The sequence below is a fragment of the Arthrobacter sp. JB02-1C genome, assembly GCF_057748045.1.
This window is the reverse complement of sequence record NZ_CM173235.1, coordinates 2,891,228-2,913,869: the sequence shown is the minus strand read 5'-3', so window position 1 is coordinate 2,913,869 and position 22,642 is coordinate 2,891,228. Positions and strand designations below refer to the sequence as shown.

Sequence of the window (22,642 nt, the reverse complement as noted above, 5' to 3'; positions counted from 1 at the left end):
CCGGCCGCTGGCTCCGATTCTGCCCCCGCGGCCCGGCGGCGGCTACTCGTCCAGCATTTCCGCCGTCACATTCGCTTCCGTGCCGGGGATGCCGAGGTCCTGTGCCCGCTTGTCCGCCATGGCCAGCAGGCGCCGGATCCGCCCGGCGATGGCGTCCTTGGTCATCACCGGATCGGCCAGCCGTCCCAGCTCGTCCAGGCTGGCCTGTTTGTGTGCGACCCGCAGTTCGCCGGCGTACTTGAGGTGGTCCGGGACGTCGTCGCCGAGGATTTCCAGTGCGCGGTCCACCCGGGCGCCGGCGGCGACCGCGGCCTGGGCGGAGCGGCGCAGGTTTGCGTCGTCGAAGTTGGCGAGCCGGTTCGCGGTGGCCCGCACCTCCTTGCGCATCCGCCGTTCCTCCCACACCATCAGCGCGTCGTGGGCGCCCATCCGGGTCAGCAGCGCCGCGATGGTGTCGCCGTCGCGGATCACGACCCGGTCCACTCCCCTGACTTCGCGGGCCTTGGCCTGAATGCCGAGCCGGCGGGCGGCGCCCACCAGGGCGAGGGCCGATTCGGGACCGGGGCAGGTCACTTCCATCGCGGAGGACCGGCCCGGCTCGGTCAGGGAGCCGTGCGCCAGGAACGCGCCGCGCCACACCGCCTCGGCGTCCGCGGCGGACCCGTTCACCACCACCGACGGCAGGCCGCGGACCGGCCGGCCGCGGGCGTCCAGCAGCCCGGTTTGCCGGGCGAGTGCCTCGCCGTCGCGCACCACCCGGACCACGTACCGGCTGCCGCGGCGCAGTCCGCCGCCGGAGACGACGATGATCTCGCTCTGGTGGCCGTAAACTTCGGCGACGGCGGCGCGGAGCCGGCGCGCGGTCGAGGCGAGGTCGACCTCGGCCTCGATCACGATCCGGCCCGAAATGATGTGCAGGCCGCCGGCGAAGCGGAGCATGGTGGAAACCTCCGCCTTGCGCACGGATGATTTCTTGATGTCCAGCCGGGAAAGTTCTTCCTTGACCGATGCTGTCAGTGCCATGGCACCTTTCCTACCTGTTCCCGAAAATGTCGTGGTACGCCGTTGCCAGGCGCAGCGGGTCGTGGATCGGCCGGCGGCTCGACGCCCCCACTTTACCGAAGACAAGCTCAGCGCCGAGCATTCCGGCGGCCTGCTCAAACTCGGCGCGGTCCGGCACGGAGGCGGGGTCCGCGAGGACGACGTCGACGCTGAAGTCCGGGGCGTAGTGGTGCAGGACCCGCAGGTGGTCGGCGGCGGACATGCCGTGCGTTTCCTTGGTGTCCACCGCAAGGTTCATGGTGAGGCAGCGCCGCGCCTCGGTGTTGCACAGCGCGTCCCGCATCTCCGGCAGCAGCAGGTGCGGCAGGACCGAGGTATACCACGATCCCGGGCCGATGACGACCCAGTCGGCGAGCTCGATCGCGGTCAGGGCCTCGACGCAGGCGGGGGCCTCTTCGGGCAGCAGCCGGACCGTTTCCAGGGACCCGGCGACGGCGCATTTGGCCTGGCCGCGGACGGTCTCCAGCACCGAGGTGCCGTCGGCGCGCTCGACCCGGGCCTCACCCTCGATGGTGAGCGGGATCGCGGACATGGGCAGGACCTGGCCGCGTGCGCCCAGCAGCGCCCCGGCCCACTGCAGCCCCGCCACCGTGTCTCCGAGGAGTTCCCAGAGCGTGACGATGAGCAGGTTGCCCATCGCGTGTTCGTCGAGCGAGCCGCCGCGGCCCTTCCCGGGTTTGAAACGGTGCTGCATGACGTCACGCCAGGTCCGGCCCCAGTCGGTGTCGTCGCACAGCGCGGAGAGCGCCATCCGGAGGTCGCCCGGCGGCAGGACGCCGTATTCTTCGCGCAGCCGGCCGGAGGAGCCGCCGTCGTCCGCGACGGTCACGATCGCGGTGAGTTCCGAGGTCAGCAACCGCAGGGCGGAGAGCGAGGCGGACAGTCCGTGGCCGCCGCCCAGGGCGACCACCGAGGGGCCTTTGTCCTGCTGGCCGGCGACCGCCGCGGTGGCGGGCGGTACCAGGGGCAGGGGCCCGGTCAGGAGTGCCATTACTCGCGGCCCAGATCCCGGTGGGTCGTGGTGACGGTGACGCGCGGGTACTGCGCCAGCCGGCGGGACAGTTCGACGGCGACCGCCACCGAGCGGTGCTTGCCACCGGTGCAACCCACGGCGATCGTGGCGTAGTGCTTGTTCTCGCGCCGGTAACCTTCCAGCACCGGTTCGAGCGCGAGGACGTAGCGTTCCACGAAGTTGCCCACGCCCTCGGCCTCGAGCACGTAGTCGCTGACGTCCTGGTCCAGTCCGGTGTGCGGCCTCAGCTGTGGAACCCAGTGCGGGTTGGGGATGAAACGGGCGTCGGCGACGAAGTTGGCATCCACCGGGAGACCGTACTTGAAGCCGAAGCTCATGACGTTCAGGCGCAGCGCCACCGGCCCCGTTTCGCTGAACAGTTCGGTGATGGCGGTGGCCAGGCCGTGGACGTTCAGCGGCGACGTGTCCAGCACAATGTCGGAGGATTCGCGCAGTTCGGTCAGGAGCTCGCGTTCGGCCGCGATGCCGTCGAGGATCCGTCCGCCGCCCTGCAACGGGTGCGGCCGCCGGCCCTGTTCGAAGCGGCGCACCAGGACGTCGTCGCTGGCATCCAGGAACAGCACGCGGAACGTGACACCGCTGGCCTCAAGGTTGCGCAGCGCGGCGCGGATGTCGGCGAAGAGGTCCTTGCTGCGGACGTCGACGACGACGGCGAGCTTGGAGATCGAACCCGGGGCGTGCGAGACGAGTTCCGCGAGGGTGCCCAGCATCTGCGGGGGCAGGTTATCCACGACATACCACCCGTGGTCCTCGAGGGCGTCGGAGGCGGTGCTCCGGCCCGCCCCGGACATGCCGGTGACCACCAGCAGCTCCGCCTCTGCCGGCTTGACGGGGGTCAGTCCGTCCGCCGTCGCGCCGGATTCGGCCGTTGACTCTGCCATCGATCGTGCCCCATCTCTGCTGTCTGCTGCCTGCTGTGCCGTACGAAGCGGGGCAGTTGCCTGCCTCCCGCCGTGCCTCAGCTCCTAACCCTAGCCAAGATTGCCGGGGCTAGCTAAGTTTCAAGGATTTCGCCGGTCGTCATGTTCACGGCGGGGGCTGCCGGGCCGTCGGAGCCGGCTTCGGCGCTGAAATGGCGGACGATGGCCCCGGCCAGGGCGGGTCCAATTCCCTTGGCGGCCGTGAGTTCCTCGACACTGGCGGCCTTGATGCTCTTCACCGACCCGAACTGGTTCAGGAGTGCCTTGCGCTTGGAGTCACCCAGGCCCGGCACCGCGTCCAGGGCGGAGACCGTCATGGCCTTGCCGCGCTTTTGCCGGTGGAACGAGATGGCGAAGCGGTGGGCTTCGTCCCGGATCCGCTGCAGCAGGTACAGGCCGGCGGAGGCGCGCGGCAGGATCACCGGGAAGTCGCTGTCCGGCAGCCAGACCTCTTCGAGCCGTTTGGCCAGGCCCACGACGTACACGTCATCAATGCCCAGTTCGGCGAGGGCCCTGGCGGCCGCGTTGACTTGCGGCTTGCCGCCGTCGACGACGACGAGGTTTGGCGGATAGGCGAACTTCGCCCTGGGTGCCGGCGTCGTGGTGTCCGCGACGACGGCGGCTGCCGCGGCGTCGAGGGCGGCCTGGTGGGCCGGTTTCGCGGCGGCTTCGGCCAGCGCCGCCTGGTCGTCCAGGTAGTGCCGGAAACGGCGGGTCAGCACATCGTGCATGGCGGCGGTATCGTCGGTGGCCGCGGCGCCGGTCACGGCAAACTTCCGGTAGTCGGACTTCTTGGGCAGCCCGTCCTCGACCACCACCATGGAACCCACCACGTTGGTTCCCTGCACGTGGGAGATGTCGTAGCACTCGATCCGGAGCAGGGCGACCGGCAGCTCCAGGGCCTCCTGGAGTTCCTGCAGCGCCTGGGAGCGCACGGTCAGGTCCCCCGCGCGCCGGGACTTGTGCAGCTTCAGGGCGTGCTCCGCGTTGTCCCGGACCGTGCCAAGCAGGGCGGCTTTGTCGCCGCGCTGCGGCACCCGGATGTCCACCCGGGCTCCCCGCAGCCCGCTGAGCCACTGGCCCAGCTCGGCGGCGTTGCTGGGCTCGGCGGGCACCAGGACCTCCCTCGGCATCCGGCCCTGGATCTCCCCTTCCTCGCCGTAGACCTGCTGGAGCAGGTGCTCGACGAGGTCCGGGGTGCTGGAATCCTCCACCTTCTCCACCACCCAGCCGCGCTGGCCCCGGATCCGGCCGCCGCGGACGTGGAAGACCTGCACGGCCGCCTCCAGTTCGTCCTCGTGCAGCGCGAAGACATCGGCGTCGGTGTCCTCGCCGAGGACCACTGCGTTGCGTTCGAAGACCTTCTTGAGCGCGACGATGTCGTCCCGCACCCGCGCCGCACGCTCGTAGTCGAGTTCGGCCACGGCCGCAGCCATGTCCTTTTCCAGCCGTGCCACGAAGGGTTTCGCTTCGCCGCCCATGAAGGCGCAGAAGTCCTCAGCCAAAGCACGGTGGTCCTCGGCCGAAATGCGGCCCACGCACGGCGCCGCACACTTGTCGATGTAGCCGAGCAGGCACGGCCGGCCGCTGGCGTGGGCTCGTTTGAACACGCCGGCGCTGCAACTGCGGACCGGGAAGACCCGGAGCAGGGTGTCCATGGTGTCCCGGATGGCGCCGGCCGTGTACGGCCCGAAATACCGGGTTCCCTTGCGCCGTTCGCCGCGCATGACCTGCACCCGGGGGTACTTCTCCGCCATCGTGACGGCCAGGTAGGGGTAGCTCTTGTCGTCGCGGAACATGACGTTGAACCGCGGCTTGAATTCCTTGATCCAGGTGTACTCGAGCTGCAGGGACTCCAACTCACTGCCCACCACGGTCCACTCGACGCTGCTCGCGGTGTGCACCATCGCATAGGTCTTCGGCAGCAGGCCGGCAGGATTGGCGAAGTAGGAGTTCAGCCGGGAGCGGAGGTTCTTGGCCTTGCCAACGTAGATGACCCGGCCATGCGGGTCGCGGAAGCGGTACACGCCGGGATTGGTCGGAATCTCCCCCGTCCGGGGCCGGTAACTAGCTGGATTTGCCACTAGCCCATTCTACTGAGCCGCGGCCACAGTTCCGACCGGGCGGCCCCTTCCGGGCGTCCTGGCGCGGCGTCAGTCGACGCTCTTGCTCTGGTTGTAGGTGGTGGCGCGCTGCTGGCCGGTGAGCCCGGCGATGGCGTCCATGATGCGGTCCGTTACCTGCCGGCGGGCCGGCAGCGAGTGGTCGGGACCGGTCTTGTCGAAGTACAGCGGTTCTCCGACCTTCATGATGAAGTGCTGCGGCCTTACCTTCTTGCTGTCCGCGGGCTGCAGGTTCTCGGTGCCGATCAGGCCTACCGGGATCACCGGCGCACCGGTGGTCAGGGCCAGCCAGCCGACGCCGGTCCGGCCCCGGTAGAGGATCCCGTCGCGGGACCGGGTGCCCTCCGGGTAGATGCCGACGCCCTTGCCGGAGTCGAGGATATCCAGCAGGGTCTTCAACGCCTGCACGCTGGCTGCCTGCTCACCGCGTTCCACCGGGATGGAGCCGACGGCCTCGAAGAATGACTTCATCACGCGGCCCTTGGCGCCGCCCGTGGTGAAGTATTCGGCCTTGGCAAAAAAGGCCACCGGCCGCGGCATCAGGGCCTGGACGATCACGCTGTCCAGGAAGGACAGGTGGTTGGGCGCCACGATGAAGGGCCCCTCGGTGGGGACATTCTCAAGCCCGATCACGGTGGGCCGGCAGGACGTGGAAATAATTCCGCGGGTAGTCCAGCGGATCACATCAAACATGGCCAAGGGCGGGCACCTCATTCAGCTGCGGGGAGTCGGTGGACGGGGCGAGGCCCCGCGCGGATCCACCCTGACACGGGTTTTCTGGCAGGGGGCGGCTGGCTGCGGCGCAGCGTCTCCGGGAGCATCCTGGCGTATGGGTCACCGGAGTAGTTTCTCACGATCCCGGGAAAGCCCGACAATCGCATTCCCGCCAGGGAATATGTCGGGCCTTCGAGGTCAGCCGAGAATCTCGGCGAGGAACGCCGCCGTGTGGCTCTCCTTGGACTTGGCCACCTGCTCGGGAGTACCGGAGGCCACGATCCGGCCGCCGCCGGATCCCCCGTCCGGGCCAAGGTCCACGATCCAGTCGGCGCTCTTGATCACGTCCAGGTTGTGTTCGATCGTGATGACGGTGTTGCCCTTTTCGACCAGTCCCTGCAGGACCAGCAGCAGCTTCCGGATGTCCTCGAAGTGCAGCCCGGTGGTGGGCTCGTCCAGGACGTAGATGCTGCGGCCGTTGGAGCGTTTCTGCAACTCGGCCGCGAGCTTCACCCGCTGCGCTTCCCCGCCGGAGAGGGTGGTGGCCGGCTGGCCAAGCCGGACGTAGCCGAGGCCGACGTCGACGAGGGTCTTGAGGTGCCGGGCGATCGGGGAGAAGGCCGCGAAGAATTCCGCGCCCTCCTCGATCGGCATGTGCAGCACATCGGCGATGGTCTTGCCCTTGTAGTGCACCTCGAGGGTTTCCCGGTTGTAGCGCGCGCCGTGGCAGACCTCGCAGGGGACGTAGACGTCCGGCAGGAAGTTCATCTCGATCTTCAGCGTGCCGTCACCGGCGCAGGCCTCGCAGCGGCCGCCCTTGACGTTGAAGGAGAACCGGCCGGGCTGGTAGCCGCGGACCTTGGCCTCGGTGGTCTCGGCGAAGAGCTTCCGGATGTGGTCGAAGACACCGGTGTAGGTGGCCGGGTTGGAGCGCGGGGTGCGGCCGATCGGGCTCTGGTCGACGTGGACCACCTTGTCCAGGTGTTCGAGGCCCTGGACGGACTTGTGCCGCCCGGCGACCTGCTTGGCGCCGTTGAGTTTGTTGGCGAGCACCTTGTACAGGATTTCGTTGACCAGGGTGGACTTCCCGGAGCCGCTGACGCCGGTGACCGCGGTAAACAGTCCCAGCGGGAAGGCGGCGTCGACGTTGAGCAGGTTGTTTTCCTTGGCGCCGACAACCTTCAGCTCGCGCTTCTTGTCGTATTTGCGGCGCTTCTTCGGCACCTCGATGAACTTCCGCCCGGAGAGGTAGTCGCCGGTCAGGGACTCGGTGTTCGCCAGCAGGTCCTGGTAGGACCCGGAGTGCACCACGGTGCCCCCGTGCTCGCCGGCGCCCGGTCCGATGTCCACCACCCAGTCCGCTTCCTGGATGGTGTCCTCGTCGTGCTCCACCACGATCAGGGTGTTGCCGAGGTCCCTGAGCCTGGTGAGGGTTTCGATCAGGCGGCGGTTGTCGCGCTGGTGCAGTCCGATGGACGGCTCGTCGAGGACGTACAGCACGCCGACCAGGCCGGAACCGATCTGGGTGGCCAGGCGGATGCGCTGTGCCTCGCCGCCGGAGAGCGTGCCGGAAGGCCGTTCCAGGTTCAGGTACTCGAGGCCGACGTCGAGGAGGAATTTCAGCCGGGCCTGGATCTCAATCAGGACCTGGTGGGCGATCTGCGCCTCGCGGCCGGTCAGCACCAGGGTGTCCAGGAAGTTCGCGCATTCGCGCATCGGCAGCGCGGCCACTTCGGCGATGGACTTGCCGTTGATCAGGACGGACAGCGACGCCGGGTTCAGCCGGGCGCCGTTGCAGGCCGGGCACGGGACCTGCCGCATGTACTCCTCGTAGCGGTCCCGGGCCGAATCGGATTCCGTTTCGGTGTGCTTGCGATGCACGTACTGGACCACGCCTTCGAAGCCGGTGCTGTACTTGCGTTCCCGGCCGAAGCGGTTCCGGTACTGCACCACCACCTTGTGGTCCTTGCCGTGCAGCACGGTCTGCCGGGCCTCGGCGGACAGCTTCTTCCACGGCGTGGTCATCGAAAAGTTCAGTTCCTCGGCCAACCCGGCGAGCAGCCGGTTCCAGTATTCGGTCGTCGCCGAACCCAGCGACCAGGGGGCGATGGCGCCCTCGGCGAGGGAAAGGTCCGGGTTGGGGATCAGGAGTTCTTCGTCGACCTCAAGCTTGGTGCCGATGCCGCTGCACGCGGCGCAGGCGCCGAACGGGTTGTTGAAGGAAAATGAGCGCGGCTCGATTTCGTCGATGGCGAGGGGGTGCTCGTTGGGGCAGGCGAGGTGTTCGGAGAAGGCCCGGATCCGTTCCGGGTCGTCTGCCTCGAGCTCGACGAATTCGGCCAGTACCCGTCCCTCGGCCAGGCCGAGCGCGGTTTCCACCGAGTCGGTCAGACGCTGGCTGATGCCGTCCTTCGCGACCAGCCGGTCCACGACCACTTCGATGGTGTGCTTGAACTGTTTGCCCAGCTTGGGGGGATCGCTGAGCTGGATCAGTTTGTCGTCCACCCGGGCCCGCGAGTAGCCCTTGGCGGTGAGTTCTTTGAAGAGTTCGACGAACTCGCCCTTGCGGCCGCGGACCACCGGTGCCAGCACCTGGAAACGGGTGCCCTCAGGCAGTTCGAGCAGCTGGTCGACGATTTGCTGGGGTGTCTGCTTGGTGACCGGCTCGCCGCAGACCGGGCAGTGCGGGCGCCCCACCCGGGCCCAGAGCAGGCGCATGTAGTCGTAGATCTCGGTGATGGTGCCCACGGTGGAGCGCGGGTTCTTGCTGGTTGACTTCTGGTCGATGGAGACCGCGGGCGACAGACCCTCGATGAAGTCGACGTCGGGCTTGTCCACCTGGCCTAGGAACTGGCGGGCGTAGGCGGACAGCGACTCAACGTAGCGGCGTTGTCCTTCGGCGAAGATCGTGTCAAAGGCGAGCGATGACTTGCCCGAGCCGGAGAGACCGGTGAAGACGATCATCGCGTCGCGGGGCAGGTCGAGGTCAACGTTGCGCAGATTGTGTTCGCGCGCGCCCTTGACGACCAGGCGGGACAGGTCGGAACGGACCTGCTCGCCCTGCGCCAGGACCCCGCCTGAGGGTCGTTGCTTGGCGGTGATTTCGGGGGCTGCGGCGAGCTCCACGGGCTGGACGTCGAGGGCAGGTTCTTCGGCTACGGCTTTAGGCACGCTTACCATGCTAATCGAAAACTTCTTCGAATCCCTATTCCGGGCGTGGTTGTGCTAAGGGCTGGACTACTGCCGGTCGTAGGCGGCGGCCAGCAGCTGCACCGCCTCCGCGAAGCTGGCGCCCTGCGCCCTGGCGGCGGCCGCGTAGTCGGCAGCGGCGGCGGTCAGTGAGCCCCACGCTTCGTCCCGGGCGCAGACCACGGTCCCCTTCCTGCCGTGGGTCGCGACGACGCCGGCGGCCTCGAGTTCCTTGTAGGCGCGGGCTACGGTGTGCGGGGCGACGCCCAGCTCCGCGGCCAGGCTCCGGACGGCGGGCAGCCGGGTGCCGGCTGCGAGCGTCCCGTCGCCGGACCGCTCAATAATGTTCAGGCGGAGCTGCTCGAACAGCGGCACGGAGCTTCCCGTATTGGGTTTCCAGCTGCCGGGATACCCCGCGGCGGCAGCGTTTGCCGGGCTCACAGTTCCTGCTCCAGTGCGGGCTCCAGTTGTTCGCGGCCGGCGAACTGCGCCCGGTACAGTCCGGTGTACGTTCCGCCGCCGGCGAGGAGGTCCCGGTGCGTTCCCTGCTCGACTATTCGTCCCTGTTCCATGACCAGAATTAGATCAGCGTCCCGGACCGTGGACAAGCGGTGGGCAATCACGAAGCTGGTCCTGCCGCGCCGCAGCGTGGCCATGGCCTGCCGGATCTGCAGTTCCGTTCGGCTGTCCACCGAGCTCGTGGCCTCGTCCAGGATGAGGATGCTGCGGCCCGCGAGGTGGGCCCTGGCGATCGAGATGAGCTGGCGCTGGCCGCGGCTGAGCGAGTCGCCGTCGTTGCCGAGCATGGTCCCGTAGCCGGCCGGGAGTGCCCGGACAAAATGGTCAACGTGGCTTGCCTGCGCCGCGGCCGTGATCTCGGCGTCGCTGGCGCCCGGCCGGCCGTATTCGATGTTGTCCCGGATGGTGCCGGTGAACAGCCAGGCGTCCTGCGGTACTGTGCCGAGCGCCGCCCGCAGCTCGTCGCGGGGGATATCGGCGATGTCTTTGCCGTCGATGGTGATCCGCCCGGCGTCCAGGTCGTAGAAACGCATCAGCAGGTTCACCACGGTTGTTTTGCCGGCGCCGGTGTGGCCCACCAGCGCCACTGTCTGTCCGGGTTCCACGGTGAAGGACAGGTCCTGCACCACGGGGGCGTCGGGGCCGTAGCCGAAGCCGGCAGCTTCGAACCTGACCCGGCCGGCCGGCGTCCAGGGGGGCCCGCCGTGGGGCCGGCCAGAACTTCGGGTGCCGGCTTCGGCGGAGGTTTCCGGCGCGTCCAGCAGGGTGAAGACCCGCCCGGCGGAGGCCAGGCAGGACTGCAGCAGTGTCAGCATCCCGCCGATCTGGCCCATCGGCTGGCTGAAGAGCCGGCTGAACTGAAGGAAGGCCTGGATGCCGCCGATCGTCAGGTTTCCGGCGGCGACCTGCAGCGCGCCGATCACGGCGACTGCGATGTAGTTCAGGTTGGCGACGAAGATCATCAGGGGCTGCACGACGCCGGACACGTACTGCGCCCCGGCTGCCGCCCGGCAGAGTCGGCCGCTGCTGTCCCGAAACGTTGCGGCGGCCGCGTCCTGCCGGCCGAATACCTTGATCACCTCATGCCCGGTGAAAAGCTCCTCGAGCCTTGAGTGCAGCTCGCCCGTGCTGCTCCACTGCTCGTTGAAGTGCGTCTGTGACTTCCGCGCCACCAGCACGGTGATCACCGTGGAGACGGGGACCGAGGCCAGCGCGACCAGCGCCAGCAACGGGGACAACCACAGCATCATGGCCAGCGCGCCGGAAAGCATCAGTACCGCCATGATCAACTGGTTCAGCAATTGGTTGAGCGCCTGGGAGACGTTGTCGACATCGTTGGTGGCGCGGCTGAGGACATCGCCGCGGTGCTGGTCGTCGAAGTAGCCGGACGGCAACCGGTGCAGCTTCTGCTCCACGGAGGCGCGCAGCCCGTAACTGAGCCGCTGCACGGCGGTGGCGGTCAAGGCGCCCTGGACCCAGCTGAACAGTGAGGCACCGAGGTACATCAGCGTGACCGCGAGGAGCAGGCGGCCGACCCTCCACTCGTCGAAAGCACCGTTGACCACGCCGGCCACCACGACGTCGGTGGCATCGCCGAGGTACTTGGGGGCCGCCACGTTCAGCGCCGCGAAGCCGCAGGTCGCGGCCACGGCGCCGGCCATCCGGAGCCGGACCGGCCGCAGCAGCCCCAGCAGGCGCACGGCGGTGTGCCGTCTGCCGGAAACTTTCGCCTGCGCCGCGATGGAGGCCTTCACGGGGACTCCTCGAGGACAAGTTGCGAGGCGGCGATCTCCCGGTAGGCCGGCGAAGAGGCCAGCAGTTCCTGGTGCGTGCCCTGCGCGACCAGCCGGCCTTCCTCCAGCACCAGAATCCGTGCGGCGTCCCTGATGGTAGAGATGCGTTCGGCGACGACCAACACCGTGGCAGCCCTGAGCAGCGGCTCCAGGGCGGCGCGAAGGCGCTGGTCGGTGCCGTAGTCGAGGGCGGAGAAACTGTCGTCGAAAATATGGATCTGCGCCGGCCGCAGCAGTGCGCGTGCGATGCAGAGTCGCTGCCGCTGGCCGCCGGAGAAGTTGGTCCCGCCCTGGCTGACCGGAGCGTCGAGCCCGCCCGGCAGGCTCCGGACGAAGTCCCCCGCCTGCGCGGCGTCGAGCGCGCGCCACATGTCCGTCTCCCCCGCGGCTGCTCCCCCGATCCGCAGGTTTTCGGCTACCGTCCCGGAAAAGAGGTGCGAGTGCTGCGGCACCACGGCCATCAGTCCGCGGAGCGCTGCCAGCGGCAGGGAGCGGACGTCGCGGCCTCCGACGCTGATGCTGCCCGCCGTCGGATCAAGGAGCCGCGGGAGCAGGTTCAGCAGCGTGGTCTTGCCGCTCCCGGTGGCGCCGATGATCGCCGTCGTAGTGCCCGGGCTGGCAGTAAAGGTGACCCCGGAGAGCACCGGAGCCTCGGCGCCGGGATACGCGAAGGCCACGTTGCGGAACTCCACCGTCCCGTCCCGCACGTCGCCCTCGGCGGCAGCGCCGTCACCGACGGCCGGCTCGACGTCGAGGACGGCCCGAATCCGCTCGGCGCAGGCTGCGGCGCGGGGGGCGGCCGTGGAAACGTACATCGCCATCATGATGGCGATCAGGATTTGCAGGATGTAGGCGATGAATGCAGTGAGCGCGCCCAGGCGCATCTGTCCGGCCTGGATCCGGTGGCCGCCGAACCAGACAACGACTACCGAGGCGAGGTTCACCACCACCATGATGGCCGGGTTCATCCTCGCCAGCAGCAGCGCCGAGTCCAGGTTGTTCTTCGTCAGGTCCTTGTTGACGGCGGCGAAGCGGGCGATCTCATGGCCCTGCCGCACGAAACCGCGGATGACGTGGGCTCCGATGATTTGCTCCCGGAGCAGGGTCCCGGTCCGGTCGATCAGTTCCTGGCCGTGCCGGTACAGCGGTATCAGCCGGCGCACGATCAGCAGCATGAGGCCGGCGAGCACCGGGACCACCGCGACGACGATCCCGGACAGTGCGACGTCCTGGTGCACCGCGAGGGCAATACCGCCGAGGAAGCTGGCCGGCGCTGCCACGAGCATGGTGAAGGCGAGGACTGTGAGGTTTTGGATCTGCGTGACGTCGTTGGTTGCCCGGGTGACGAGGCTGGCGGCGCCGAAGAAACCGACTTCCTGCGAGGAGAACTGCTGCACCTTGGCGAACAGTTCCTCGCGTATCTCCCGGCCTACCTGCATGGCAACCACGGCGCCGAGGTAGCCGGCGGCGATGGCAGCGCCGGCCTGGAGGACCGCCACCGCCGCCATCCAGCCGCCCAGGCGCAGGATCAGGGGCGTGTTCCCCGCGACGATGCCGTCGTCGATGATCGCGGCGTTCAGCGTGGGCAGCAGCAGGTTCGCCGCGGTTTGCACGACCTGCAGGCCGATGATGGCCAGCACACTCCCCCGGTGGCCCGCGAGTTGGCGCCGCATCAGGCTGAGTAGCACCGAACCTCCATCGCCAATGCGGGGCTCGGGTCCGGACCGGATGGCGGCGCCCCCCGGCCGCGTTGACATTCTAACCCCCATCACACACCGCTTTGTGTCACATGGCCTGTCACATCCGTCAAAAGCTCTAGTGCGGTGCGGGCCCGGCAGGTGCCGGGGGCTTAGGCCCGCTTGCGGGCCACGGCAAAGATCCGGCGGAACGGGAAGACCGTCCCGTGTGGACCCGGCGGATAGGCCTCGTTCAGCTGGCGCGCATATTCCGCCTCGAACCTTCGGGCCTCCTCCTGCGGCAACGCGGCGAGGACCGGCCGGAGCCCGGTGCCCCGGACCCACTCAAGGACCGGGTCCGTTCCGGGCAGGATCTGCTGGTAGGTGGTCTCCCACGCGTCGGCGTCGCACCCGGCATCGAGCATCAGCTCGAGGTACTCGGCAGGTTCGGCGACGGCGTCGTCGTGGCGCAGCACTCCGTCCAGCCGGTCCGACCATTCGCCCGACGCGGCCAGGGATCGCATCAGGACGTGCGAGGGGGCCATGAAGTTGCCGGGAACCTGCAGGGCGAACCAGGCGCCCGGGCGCAGCTCCTCCAGCCAGCCGCGCAGCAGCTGTTGATGCCCGGGCACCCACTGCAGCGCGGCGTTGGTGACCACCACGTCGGTAGCCGGCGGCGGCGTCCAGGCGGCAATGTCCGCCTGGCGAAACGAGAGGTTTCCGGCCGCAGCGGCCAGCTGCCCGGTCCGGGACAGCATCTCTGCAGAGGAATCAAGTCCTTCCACCGCGGCCCCGGGCCAGCGGGCTGCCAGCGTGGCGGTCAGGTTTCCGGGGCCGCAGCCGAGGTCCACGACATGGCCGGGCGCGTCGGCACGGACCCGGGCGGTCAGGTCAAAAAACGGCCTGTCCCGGTAGCTTCCGAACTCTTCGTACTTGGCTGGATCCCATTCCACGCTGTCCTCCGCTTCACCCCTGGCCCGACACCGGAAGCGTAACCCGGGCGGCGCCCGGAGGTGGCTAGGTGCGCGGCAGCGGGCCGGATTCGGCCAGCCGCTCCTGGATCCAGCCGCCAAGGGCTGCGAGCGTGGGGCCGGTGATGCCATGGCCGCCAGGATCACGGCGGCCCGTGGCGGAAGCCGCCGACTCCGTGAGCAGGTACTCCCACGTGCGTTGCAGCAACTCCGCCGGAATGACCCGGTCCTGCTCACCGTGGGCAACGAAGACCGGCACGCCGGCCAGCAGCCCAGGCGTGACGGGAACGCCGGCGTCGAACGGCAGGGTGCCGTACAGGATCGCCGCGCCGGCGTAGCGCTGCGGATCGGAGAGCAACAGCCCGCCGGCGAAGGCCGCACCGCCGCTGAAGCCGACCAGCAGGACCGGGCGGCCGGTGGGCGCCGCCGAGTCCAGCCAGGTCCGGAACCACCCCATGGTCCCGGCCAGCGAATCCGCAACGGGACGGCCGACGCCGCGGTTGGCGAACCAGGCGTAGCCGCCGCCCTCTGCAATCGGGGCCCGGACCGCGGCGTAGGCGGCGCCGGCAGGCAGCCTGTCGGCGAGGCCGAGGATCTCCCGCTCGTGGGATCCCCGGCCGTGCAGCAGCACCACCAGCGGGGCTTGTGGATCGGCCGATCCCGCCGTGGCTACGGCCGGGGCATCGTAGGTCTGGGACATCTACTTGGTGACCTTGAGTCCGGTGTCCCAGCTGAAGTCGGCAAACTCGGGGTTCGCCTGCAGGGTCATCAGGACGAACTGGAAGCCTTCGAGCTCCCGGGAGCGCTTGAGCGGCCCGACCACCAGGGGGCGCAGCCCGGCGTCGGCGGTGAAGTCACTGACCGCCTTCGTCGCCGCGGCGTCGTCCCCGGCAATGAAGACGTCCAGCGGCTGGCCGCCGGATTCGCCCGCAACCAGGGTGCCGGCGAAGGTGGTGTTGAAGGCCTTCACCACGGGGGTGCCGGCGGGGGCGAGCTGGGCGATTTCCTCGGCGGCGGAGGTCCCGGGGGCGACCACGAGCGAGTCGAAGGTTTCGAAGTTCACGGGGTTGGTGATGTCGACGATGGTTTTGCCGGCAAGGGCCGCGCCATAGCTGGTGACCACGGACTTGGCGGCGTCGAAGGGGACGGCCAGGACCACAATGTCGCCCTGCGGCGCGGTGGCCGTGGTGCCGGACGTGGTGCCGGCGCCGAGCTCGCCGGCCAGGGCGTGGGCCTTGGCTGCGTCCTGACCGAGGATTTCCACGGTCCGGCCGGCGGCCAGTGCGCGGGTGGCAATGCCACGGGCCATGTTGCCGTTACCGATGATGGTGATGTTCGTCATGGGGTTCTTCTTTCCAAAGAGGCGGGCCAGGAGGTGATTCATCAGATTCTTTCTGCTGGAGAAAGGCTTATTAGTTGAAGCTACAATCAACATACACCCGTTTAGTTGAAACAACAAGCATTTCTGCGGCATGGGTGCCTCGCCGTCCGCGCCGGGACCCGCGCCCGGGGGCCCGCGCCCGGGGGCCCGCGCCGGCGACTAAGCTGGAGGCGATGAAACTCGTTGATCAGCTCCCCGCCCCGGCCGCCCGAATCCCCGGCGAGGGCGGGTTGGAACCGGATGAGCTGTACACCCGGTTCGTGGAATGGACGGAGGCCCGGGGGCTGGCGCTCTACGCGGCGCAGGACGAGGCCGTCATGGAACTCGCTTCGGGGGCCAACGTCATCCTGGCAACCCCCACCGGTTCCGGAAAGTCGCTCGTGGCGATCGCTGCGCATTTTCAGGCGATGGCGCGTGGCGCACGCAGCTATTACACCGCGCCGATCAAGGCCCTCGTCTCAGAGAAATTCTTCGCGCTGTGCGAGATCTTCGGGGCCGATAACGTCGGAATGATCACCGGTGATTCCGGGGTGAACCAGGACGCTCCGATCATCTGTTGCACCGCCGAAATCCTGGCCAACATCGCGTTGCGTGAAGGCCCGGACGCGGAGCTTGGCGCCGTGATCATGGACGAATTCCACTTCTATTCGGACCCGCAGCGCGGCTGGGCGTGGCAGGTGCCGCTCCTGGAATTGCCGCAGGCGCAGTTCCTCCTGATGTCCGCGACGCTGGGCGATGTGAGCCGCTTCGAGGCCGGCATCACCGACCTGACCGGACGCCCGACGACGACCGTCAGTTCCGCCGAGCGTCCCATCCCGCTGCACTTCTACTATCAGCAGACGCCGGTCCACGAGACGCTCGAGGAACTCCTCGCCACCCGGCAGGTGCCGGTCTATGTGGTGCACTTCAGCCAGTTGGAGGCAATCGACCGGGCCCAGAACCTGATGAGCATCAATGTCTGCTCCCGCGAGGAAAAGGACAAGATTGCCGAGCTGATCGCCGGGTTCCGTTTTGCCGCCGGTTTCGGGAAGACCCTGAACCGGCTGGTCCGGCACGGCATCGGCGTGCACCATGCCGGGATGCTGCCGAAGTACCGCCGCCTGGTTGAACAGCTGGCCCAGGCGGGGTTGCTCAAGGTCATCTGCGGTACGGACACCCTGGGGGTGGGCATCAATGTCCCCATCCGCACCGTCCTGCTGACAGCTCTCAGCAAGTACGACGGCGTCCGCACCCGGCTGCTGAACTCCCGCGAGTTCCACCAGATCGCCGGGCGCGCCGGGCGGGCGGGGTATGACACGGCGGGGACCGTGGTGGTCCAGGCGCCCGAGCACGTAATCGAGAATGTCAAGGCGATGGCCAAGGCCACGGCGAAATTCGGCGACGACCAGAAGAAGCTGCGCCAGGTGGTCAAAAAGAAGCCGCCGGAGGGGTTTGTGTCCTGGGGTGAACCCACCTACCAGCGGCTGGTGGACTCCGTGCCGGACCCCCTGACCTCCAGCTTCACCGTCACGCACGCCATGCTGATGAACCTGATGGAACGGCCCGGCGACCCGTTCCAGGCGGCCCGCCGGCTGCTGACCGAGAACCATGAGCCGCGTGCCGTGCAGCTGCGGCTGATGAAGCGGGCGCTGGGCATCTACCGGGAGCTGCTGGCCGCCGGGGTGGTGGAGCGGATCCCGCCGGAGGAACAGGGCCCGGACGGACGCAGTGTCCGGCTGACTGTGCACCTGCAGGCCAACTTCGCCCTGAACCAGCCGCTCTCCCCGTTCGCCCTGGCCGCCCTGGAGTTGCTGGATCCGGAATCGCCGTCGTACGCCCTGGACGTGGTGTCGGTGATCGAGTCAACGCTGGAGAAGCCCCGGCAGATCCTGTCGGCGCAGCAAAAGAAGGCCCGTGGCGAGGCGATTGCCGCCATGAAGGCCGACGGCATCGACTACGACCAGCGGATGGTGTTGCTCGACGAGGTGAGCTATCCGCAGCCGCTTGCGGAGATCCTGGGCGAAGCCTTCGACGTGTACCGCAAGGCAGCCCCCTGGATCGGGGACTTCGAGCTGGCACCGAAATCGATCGTCCGCGACATGTACGAACGGGCCATGAACTTTGGCGAATTCGTCCAGTTCTACGGCCTGGCCCGGTCCGAGGGCATCGTGCTGCGCTACCTGGCCGACGGCTTCAAGGCCCTCCGGCAGACGGTTCCGCAGGACGCGCTCCGGGAGGACCTGGAGGACCTGATCGCCTGGCTGGGCGAGCTGGTCCGGCAGGTCGATTCCAGTCTGCTCGACGAATGGGAGGAATTGACTTCCGGCGCGGCCCCGACCCCGCACGATGCGCCGCCGCCCCCGCCGCCGTCGTTGACCTCGAATGTCCGGGCGTTCCGGGTGATGGTCCGCAACGAGATGTTCCGCCGGGTGGAACTGTTCGCCGACGAGGCTGCCACCGCGCTCGGCGAGCTCGACGGCGGCTCGGGCTGGGACGCGGAGCGCTGGGAGGACGCGCTGGACGATTACTTCGAGGAGCATGCGGACATCGGGACCGGCCCGGACGCACGCGGACCCGGCCTGCTGATCATCACGGAGGAGCCCGGCGTGTGGAAGGTCCGGCAGATTTTCGACGACCCGGCGGGCAACCACGACTGGGGCATTTCGGCGGAGGTGGATCTGGCGGCCTCGGACGCCAGCGGAACCGCCGTGGTGCGGCTGACCGACGTGAACCGGCTCTAGCCGCTAGTAAACTCGCCTCATGAGTCTAATCCGCCCCGCCACCGCCCACGACGTCCCCGCTATCCTGCGGATGATCCACGATCTGGCCAGCTACGAGAAGGAGCCGGACGCTGTCCGCAATACTCCCGAGCTTCTCACCGAGGTGCTGTTCGGCGCGGATCCACGGGTATACGCGACGATCGCGGAAAATGAAGCCGGCGACGTGCAGGGCTTCGCGCTCTGGTTCCTGAACTACTCCACCTGGGAAGGCGTGCACGGGATCTACCTCGAGGATCTCTACGTTCTGCCTGAGGCCCGCGGCGCCGGCCACGGCAAGGCGCTGCTGCAGCACCTGGCCGCCACCGCCGTCGAGCGCGGCTACGCACGGGTGGAATGGAGCGTGCTCGACTGGAACGAGCCCTCGATCGCCTTCTACAAGAACCTCGGGGCCGGTCCGATGGACGGCTGGTCCACCTTCCGGCTTACCGGCGAAGCCCTGACGGCGTTCGGCAGCGCCCAAACGGCCGGCGCCCGTGGCTGAGGTGGCCGCCGCGTCCCTGGCCACGGACAGCGGAACGCACGCCGTGCTACCGGAGCTCCCGGCGGGCGTTGTCCCGCACGTCATCAAGGCCCGCCACGCCTACCGCGGCATGCGCACGGTGGAACACTACTTCGAGGTACCGCTGGACCACTTTGGCGGTGACGGCGAGACGATCACCGTCTTCGCCCGCGAGTACGTTTCGGCGGACCACGCCGAGGAGGCCGCCGCGGAATTGCCGTGGCTGCTGTACCTGCAGGGCGGCCCCGGCGGCCGGGGGAACCGGTTTCCGGGGCTGGGCGGCTGGAGCAAAGCCGCCGGGCGTGACTTCAGGATCCTGATGCTGGACCAACGGGGCACCGGGCTCTCCTCCCCCGTCGACCGGAAGACGCTGCCCCTGCGCGGCAGCGACCGTGACCAGGCGGCCTACCTGGAGCATTTCAGGGCGGACTCCATCGTGGCGGACGCTGAGGCGATCCGGCGCAGCCTGGGTGCAGCCCCCTGGACCATCTATGGCCAAAGCTACGGCGGCTTCTGCGCCCTGACCTACCTGTCCTTCGCTCCGGAAGGACTGCGGGCCGCCCTGATCACCGGCGGCCTGGCGCCTCTGGCCGGCCCGGCAGACCGGGTCTACCGGGCGACCTTCCGCCGGGTGGCGGCGCGCAACGCTGAGTACTTCGGCTGGTATCCGCAGGACCGTGAGCTGGTGACCAGGATTTCCCGGCACCTGCGCGAGGTGGAGGAGGTCCTGCCGGACGGCAGCCCGCTGACCGTGGAGCGCTTCCAGATGGTGGGCAACTTCCTCGGTGGGAACACCCGCGTGCACGGCTTGCACCACCTGCTCGAAGATGCTTTTGTCGGCACCCCAGAGGGCGACCGGCTGTTAGACGGCTTCCTGGAGCAGGTCCGCAGCCAGGTCTCGCGCGCCTCGAACCCGCTGTACGCGCTTTTGCATGAGTCAATTTACGGCCAGGGCGAGGCCACCGATTGGGCCGCGCTGCGCGTGCTGCAGGATTTCCCGGAGTTCCGGCCCGCCGCCGCGGACCCGCTGCTGACCGGCGAGATGGTCTACCCCTGGTACTTTGAGCAGGATCCGGCCCTGCAGCCGCTGCGGACTGTGGCGCAACTGCTCGCGGAGAAGCAGGACTGGCGGCCGCTGTACGACGCTGAACAGCTGGCCCGCAACACGGTGCCGGTGGCGGCGGCGGTCTACACGGACGACATCTACGTGGACCGCGACCTGTCGCTGGAGACCGCCGCGGCCGTTCAGGGCCTGCAGGTGTGGGAAACGGACGATTTCCACCACGACGGCATCGCGGACGACGGCGAAGCCATCTTCACCCGGCTGCTGGGCATGACCCGCGCGGACCAGGGCTGAGCTTTCCCTGCGGCGAGCTCCCGGCCGGAAGTTCCGATTGGGACCCCGGCCGGGAGTTCCCGGGGACCCTCGCCGGGGCTTCTACGGTCAGGTTCCCGCGGTCCGGCCTCGGCCCACGCGTGCTGCCGCCGGGATGACCACTCCCAGGACCCCGGCGGCCACTACACCTGCCACCAGGTTCAGCCCGAGGTAACCGATCCCGCTCAGCAGTAAACCGGCGACGCCGGATCCCAGGGCACCGGCAACGCCCATCAGGGTGTCCGACACGCCCTGCACGAGCACCCGGTCCCCGGTTCCGACACTCTCGGCGAGCAGCGTGGAGCCGGCGATGGTTGCCGCCGACCAGCCAAGACCCAGCAGCACCAGTCCCGCGGTGACCAGCGCCGGCTGCGCCTGGCCGAAGCCGGCGACAACTGCGGCGAGCAGAATCAGCCCGTGCCCCAGGACGATGACCGGCAGGCGGCCTACCCGGTCCGTAAGCCAGCCCATCACAGGTGAGAGCGCGTACATGCCGGCGATGTGCAGCGAGATGGTGAAGCCAATCAGCACAAAGACGTCCGTCCCGGCGGCATGGGCGTGGTCCGCGGAATGCCCGGCCAGCGGACCTTCGGTCAGCAGCTGCAGGTGCAGCGGTGTCATCGACATGACCGCTGCCATGCAGCCGTGTGCCGCGACGACGGCGAGCAGCGCCAGCCCAGCGCGCGGCGAGGACCGGATGGCCCGAAGCCCGGCCCGAAGGGCGCGCCTTCCGCGGGTACCCGTGGTCCCCTTCGCCGGTTCAGCAGCGGCGCTGCCGCGGAGCCTGACGGCGAGCAGCAACGGGTCCGGGCGTAATCCGACGAAGAGCAGCAGCGCGGCGAGGGCAAGTCCCGCCGTCGAGAAGACGAACGGACCCGAGACCGGCGGAAGGCCAAGCGCCTGCCCCACCAGCGCGCCGGGCTGGATCAGGTTGGGTCCGGCGACGGCGCCGACAGTCACCGCCCACACCACAATTGCCAGGGACCGGCCGCGGTGTTCCGGCTGGGCGAGGTCGACGGCGGCGAAGCGGGCCTGCAGATTGGCGGCCGTTCCCAGGCCCAGCAGGGCGGCGCCCAGCAGCAGCACGGCAAAGGCGCCGGTAACGGTCGCCAGGATCACCAGCAGGGCCCCCGACATGGCCGACAGCAGGCCGGTGACCAGTGCCGCCCTGCGCCCTTGCCGGCCGGCAAGTCCGGCGAGGGGCAGCGCGGTCAGCGCTGCGGCCAGGGTCATGGTGGTGGTGACAGAGCCTGCCCAGGCGTTGGAGCCGGAGAGCTCGACAGCCAGCAATGAGCCGACGGACAAGCTGGCACCATTCCCGACCCCGCTCAGGAGTTGGGCGGCGCTGAGCACAACTACGGTCCGGCGCTGCACCCGCTGCGCCTGCAGCGCCGGACCGGCCGCGGTGGCGGCCTCAGAGACTTTCACGCTCCGAGCTTAGCCGCTGCCCGGGCGGCCGGGCGTGCGTCCCGGGGCAGGCCGCGTGCCGTGCATCCGGCACCCGGGGCGGTACTACTCGGCGTCGCTGAGGCTCTTGCGGGCGTCTTCCTCCAGCCTCGCATCCAGCTTTGCCGCGGCGGCCTTGGGGCTGAGCAGGCTGGCCACGACGGCGACGATGATGGTTCCCACGATCACCGCGAGCGAGACGTAGGTGGGGATCTCCGGAGCCCAGTCAATGTGCTGTCCGCCGTTGATGAAGGGCAGTTCGTTGACGTGCATGGCATGCAGCACGAGTTTGACGCCGATGAAGGCGAGGATTACGGACAGTGCGTGCTTGAGGTAGATGAGCCGGTTCATCAGCCCGCCGAGCAGGAAGTACAGCTGGCGGAGGCCCATCAGCGCGAAGATGTTGGCGGTGAAGACGATGAAGGCGCTCTGGGTCAGGCCGAAGATGGCCGGGATGGAATCCACGGCGAAGAGCAGGTCGGTCAGGCCGATGGTCACGAAGACGACCAGCATCGGGGTGAAGACCTTCTTGCCGTCGACCTCGGTGCGCAGCTTGCCGCCGTCGAACTTGTCCGAGAGCGGCAGTATCTTGCGGATCCGGGCGATCAGCGGGTTTTCCGTGTCCTCTTCCTCCTCGCCTTCATCCCGGGCCTGCTTCCACGCCGTCCACAGCAGGAAGGCACCGAAGATGTAGAAGACCCAGCTGAACTGTTCGATCACGATCGCGCCGAGCATGATGAAGATGCCGCGCAGGAACAGGGCAATGATGATGCCCACCATGAGGACTTCCTGCTGGTACTTCCGGGGTACCGAGAAGCGGGCCATGATGATGATGAAGACAAACAGGTTGTCGATGCTGAGGCTGTATTCCGTGACCCAGCCGGCGACGAACTGGCCGCCGTGCTCGGCGCCGGCAAACAGGAACATCGCGCCGGCGAACACCAGGGCCAGGGCGATGTAGAAGGAGACCCAGAGGCCTGCTTCCTTCATGGAGGGCTCGTGCGGCCGTTTCACGACCAGCAGCAGGTCGATGGCCAGGATGATGCCGAGAACGACGAAGGAGCCGATCTCAAACCAGACGGGAAGTTCGGGCACGAACATACCTTTCGCAGGGTACAACTCAGCGGTGTAAGTCTCTCCGGCTAAGTTGCCCGCTACGCCCGGCCCGGCATCGATGCCGTG

Annotated in this window: 17 protein-coding genes; 3 read left to right on the top strand and 14 right to left on the bottom strand. The window is 68.5% G+C overall.

Annotation, left to right across the window (positions count from 1 at the left end; all coding sequences use genetic code 11):
- Nucleotides 1-42: 42 nt before the first annotated feature.
- The 12 genes from whiA to AC3ANP_RS13585 form a co-directional block, all read right to left on the bottom strand.
- On the bottom strand, nucleotides 43-1,023 hold the full coding sequence (whiA, locus tag AC3ANP_RS13640; RefSeq protein ID WP_488330692.1) for a DNA-binding protein WhiA: 981 nt from the start codon (nucleotides 1,021-1,023) through the stop codon (nucleotides 43-45).
- 10 nt (nucleotides 1,024-1,033) lie between these two features.
- Entirely contained in the window at nucleotides 1,034-2,053 is a 1,020-nt protein-coding gene (locus AC3ANP_RS13635; RefSeq protein ID WP_488330691.1) for a gluconeogenesis factor YvcK family protein, read from the bottom strand.
- Nucleotides 2,053-2,976 (bottom strand): RNase adapter RapZ, encoded by a 924-nt coding sequence (gene rapZ, locus AC3ANP_RS13630; protein ID WP_488330690.1) that lies wholly within the window; start codon nucleotides 2,974-2,976, stop codon nucleotides 2,053-2,055. Before rapZ ends, AC3ANP_RS13635 begins: the two co-directional genes overlap by 1 nt.
- A gap of 113 nt (nucleotides 2,977-3,089) precedes the next feature.
- Nucleotides 3,090-5,099 carry an excinuclease ABC subunit UvrC gene (gene uvrC, locus AC3ANP_RS13625; RefSeq protein WP_488330689.1) on the bottom strand — a complete coding sequence of 670 codons (2,010 nt, stop codon included), beginning with the start codon at nucleotides 5,097-5,099 and terminating at the stop codon, nucleotides 3,090-3,092.
- A gap of 69 nt (nucleotides 5,100-5,168) precedes the next feature.
- On the bottom strand, nucleotides 5,169-5,837 hold the full coding sequence (locus AC3ANP_RS13620; protein ID WP_488330688.1) for a lysophospholipid acyltransferase family protein: 669 nt from the start codon (nucleotides 5,835-5,837) through the stop codon (nucleotides 5,169-5,171).
- Between the two features lie 213 nt (nucleotides 5,838-6,050).
- Nucleotides 6,051-9,023, bottom strand: a complete 2,973-nt coding sequence (gene uvrA, locus AC3ANP_RS13615; protein ID WP_488330687.1) for an excinuclease ABC subunit UvrA — start codon at nucleotides 9,021-9,023, stop codon at nucleotides 6,051-6,053.
- Nucleotides 9,024-9,089: 66 nt separating this feature from the next.
- Nucleotides 9,090-9,482 (bottom strand): GntR family transcriptional regulator, encoded by a 393-nt coding sequence (locus AC3ANP_RS13610; protein ID WP_488330686.1) that lies wholly within the window; start codon nucleotides 9,480-9,482, stop codon nucleotides 9,090-9,092.
- Nucleotides 9,479-11,221, bottom strand: a complete 1,743-nt coding sequence (locus AC3ANP_RS13605) for an ABC transporter ATP-binding protein (protein ID WP_488333062.1) — start codon at nucleotides 11,219-11,221, stop codon at nucleotides 9,479-9,481. Before AC3ANP_RS13605 ends, AC3ANP_RS13610 begins: the two co-directional genes overlap by 4 nt.
- A gap of 89 nt (nucleotides 11,222-11,310) precedes the next feature.
- Nucleotides 11,311-13,026 carry an ABC transporter ATP-binding protein gene (locus AC3ANP_RS13600; RefSeq protein WP_488333061.1) on the bottom strand — a complete coding sequence of 572 codons (1,716 nt, stop codon included), beginning with the start codon at nucleotides 13,024-13,026 and terminating at the stop codon, nucleotides 11,311-11,313.
- A gap of 176 nt (nucleotides 13,027-13,202) precedes the next feature.
- Nucleotides 13,203-13,982, bottom strand: a complete 780-nt coding sequence (locus AC3ANP_RS13595) for a trans-aconitate 2-methyltransferase (RefSeq protein ID WP_488330685.1) — start codon at nucleotides 13,980-13,982, stop codon at nucleotides 13,203-13,205.
- Between the two features lie 64 nt (nucleotides 13,983-14,046).
- Nucleotides 14,047-14,700, bottom strand: coding sequence for an alpha/beta hydrolase (locus AC3ANP_RS13590; protein WP_488330684.1), 654 nt, complete (start codon nucleotides 14,698-14,700; stop codon nucleotides 14,047-14,049).
- On the bottom strand, nucleotides 14,701-15,342 hold the full coding sequence (locus tag AC3ANP_RS13585; protein ID WP_488330683.1) for an NADPH-dependent F420 reductase: 642 nt from the start codon (nucleotides 15,340-15,342) through the stop codon (nucleotides 14,701-14,703).
- A gap of 212 nt (nucleotides 15,343-15,554) precedes the next feature.
- On the opposite strand from AC3ANP_RS13585, the gene AC3ANP_RS13580 reads away from it, so the two are divergent.
- From AC3ANP_RS13580 to AC3ANP_RS13570, 3 genes are all read left to right on the top strand, one after another.
- A complete protein-coding gene (locus AC3ANP_RS13580) occupies nucleotides 15,555-18,101 on the top strand; it encodes a DEAD/DEAH box helicase (RefSeq protein WP_488330682.1) in 2,547 nt (848 codons plus the stop codon).
- 19 nt (nucleotides 18,102-18,120) lie between these two features.
- Nucleotides 18,121-18,621 carry a GNAT family N-acetyltransferase gene (locus tag AC3ANP_RS13575; RefSeq protein ID WP_488330681.1) on the top strand — a complete coding sequence of 167 codons (501 nt, stop codon included), beginning with the start codon at nucleotides 18,121-18,123 and terminating at the stop codon, nucleotides 18,619-18,621.
- Between the two features lie 109 nt (nucleotides 18,622-18,730).
- Complete coding sequence (locus AC3ANP_RS13570; protein WP_488333060.1) at nucleotides 18,731-19,996, top strand: alpha/beta fold hydrolase; 1,266 nt, start codon at nucleotides 18,731-18,733, stop codon at nucleotides 19,994-19,996.
- 87 nt (nucleotides 19,997-20,083) lie between these two features.
- Here AC3ANP_RS13570 and AC3ANP_RS13565 read toward each other — a convergent pair whose 3' ends face one another.
- Both AC3ANP_RS13565 and AC3ANP_RS13560 read right to left on the bottom strand, forming a co-directional pair.
- Nucleotides 20,084-21,442: an MFS transporter gene (locus AC3ANP_RS13565; protein WP_488330680.1), complete on the bottom strand. Its 1,359-nt coding sequence runs from the start codon at nucleotides 21,440-21,442 to the stop codon at nucleotides 20,084-20,086.
- A gap of 84 nt (nucleotides 21,443-21,526) precedes the next feature.
- Nucleotides 21,527-22,561 carry a TerC family protein gene (locus AC3ANP_RS13560; RefSeq protein WP_488333059.1) on the bottom strand — a complete coding sequence of 345 codons (1,035 nt, stop codon included), beginning with the start codon at nucleotides 22,559-22,561 and terminating at the stop codon, nucleotides 21,527-21,529.
- Between the last annotated feature and the right edge of the window lie 81 nt (nucleotides 22,562-22,642).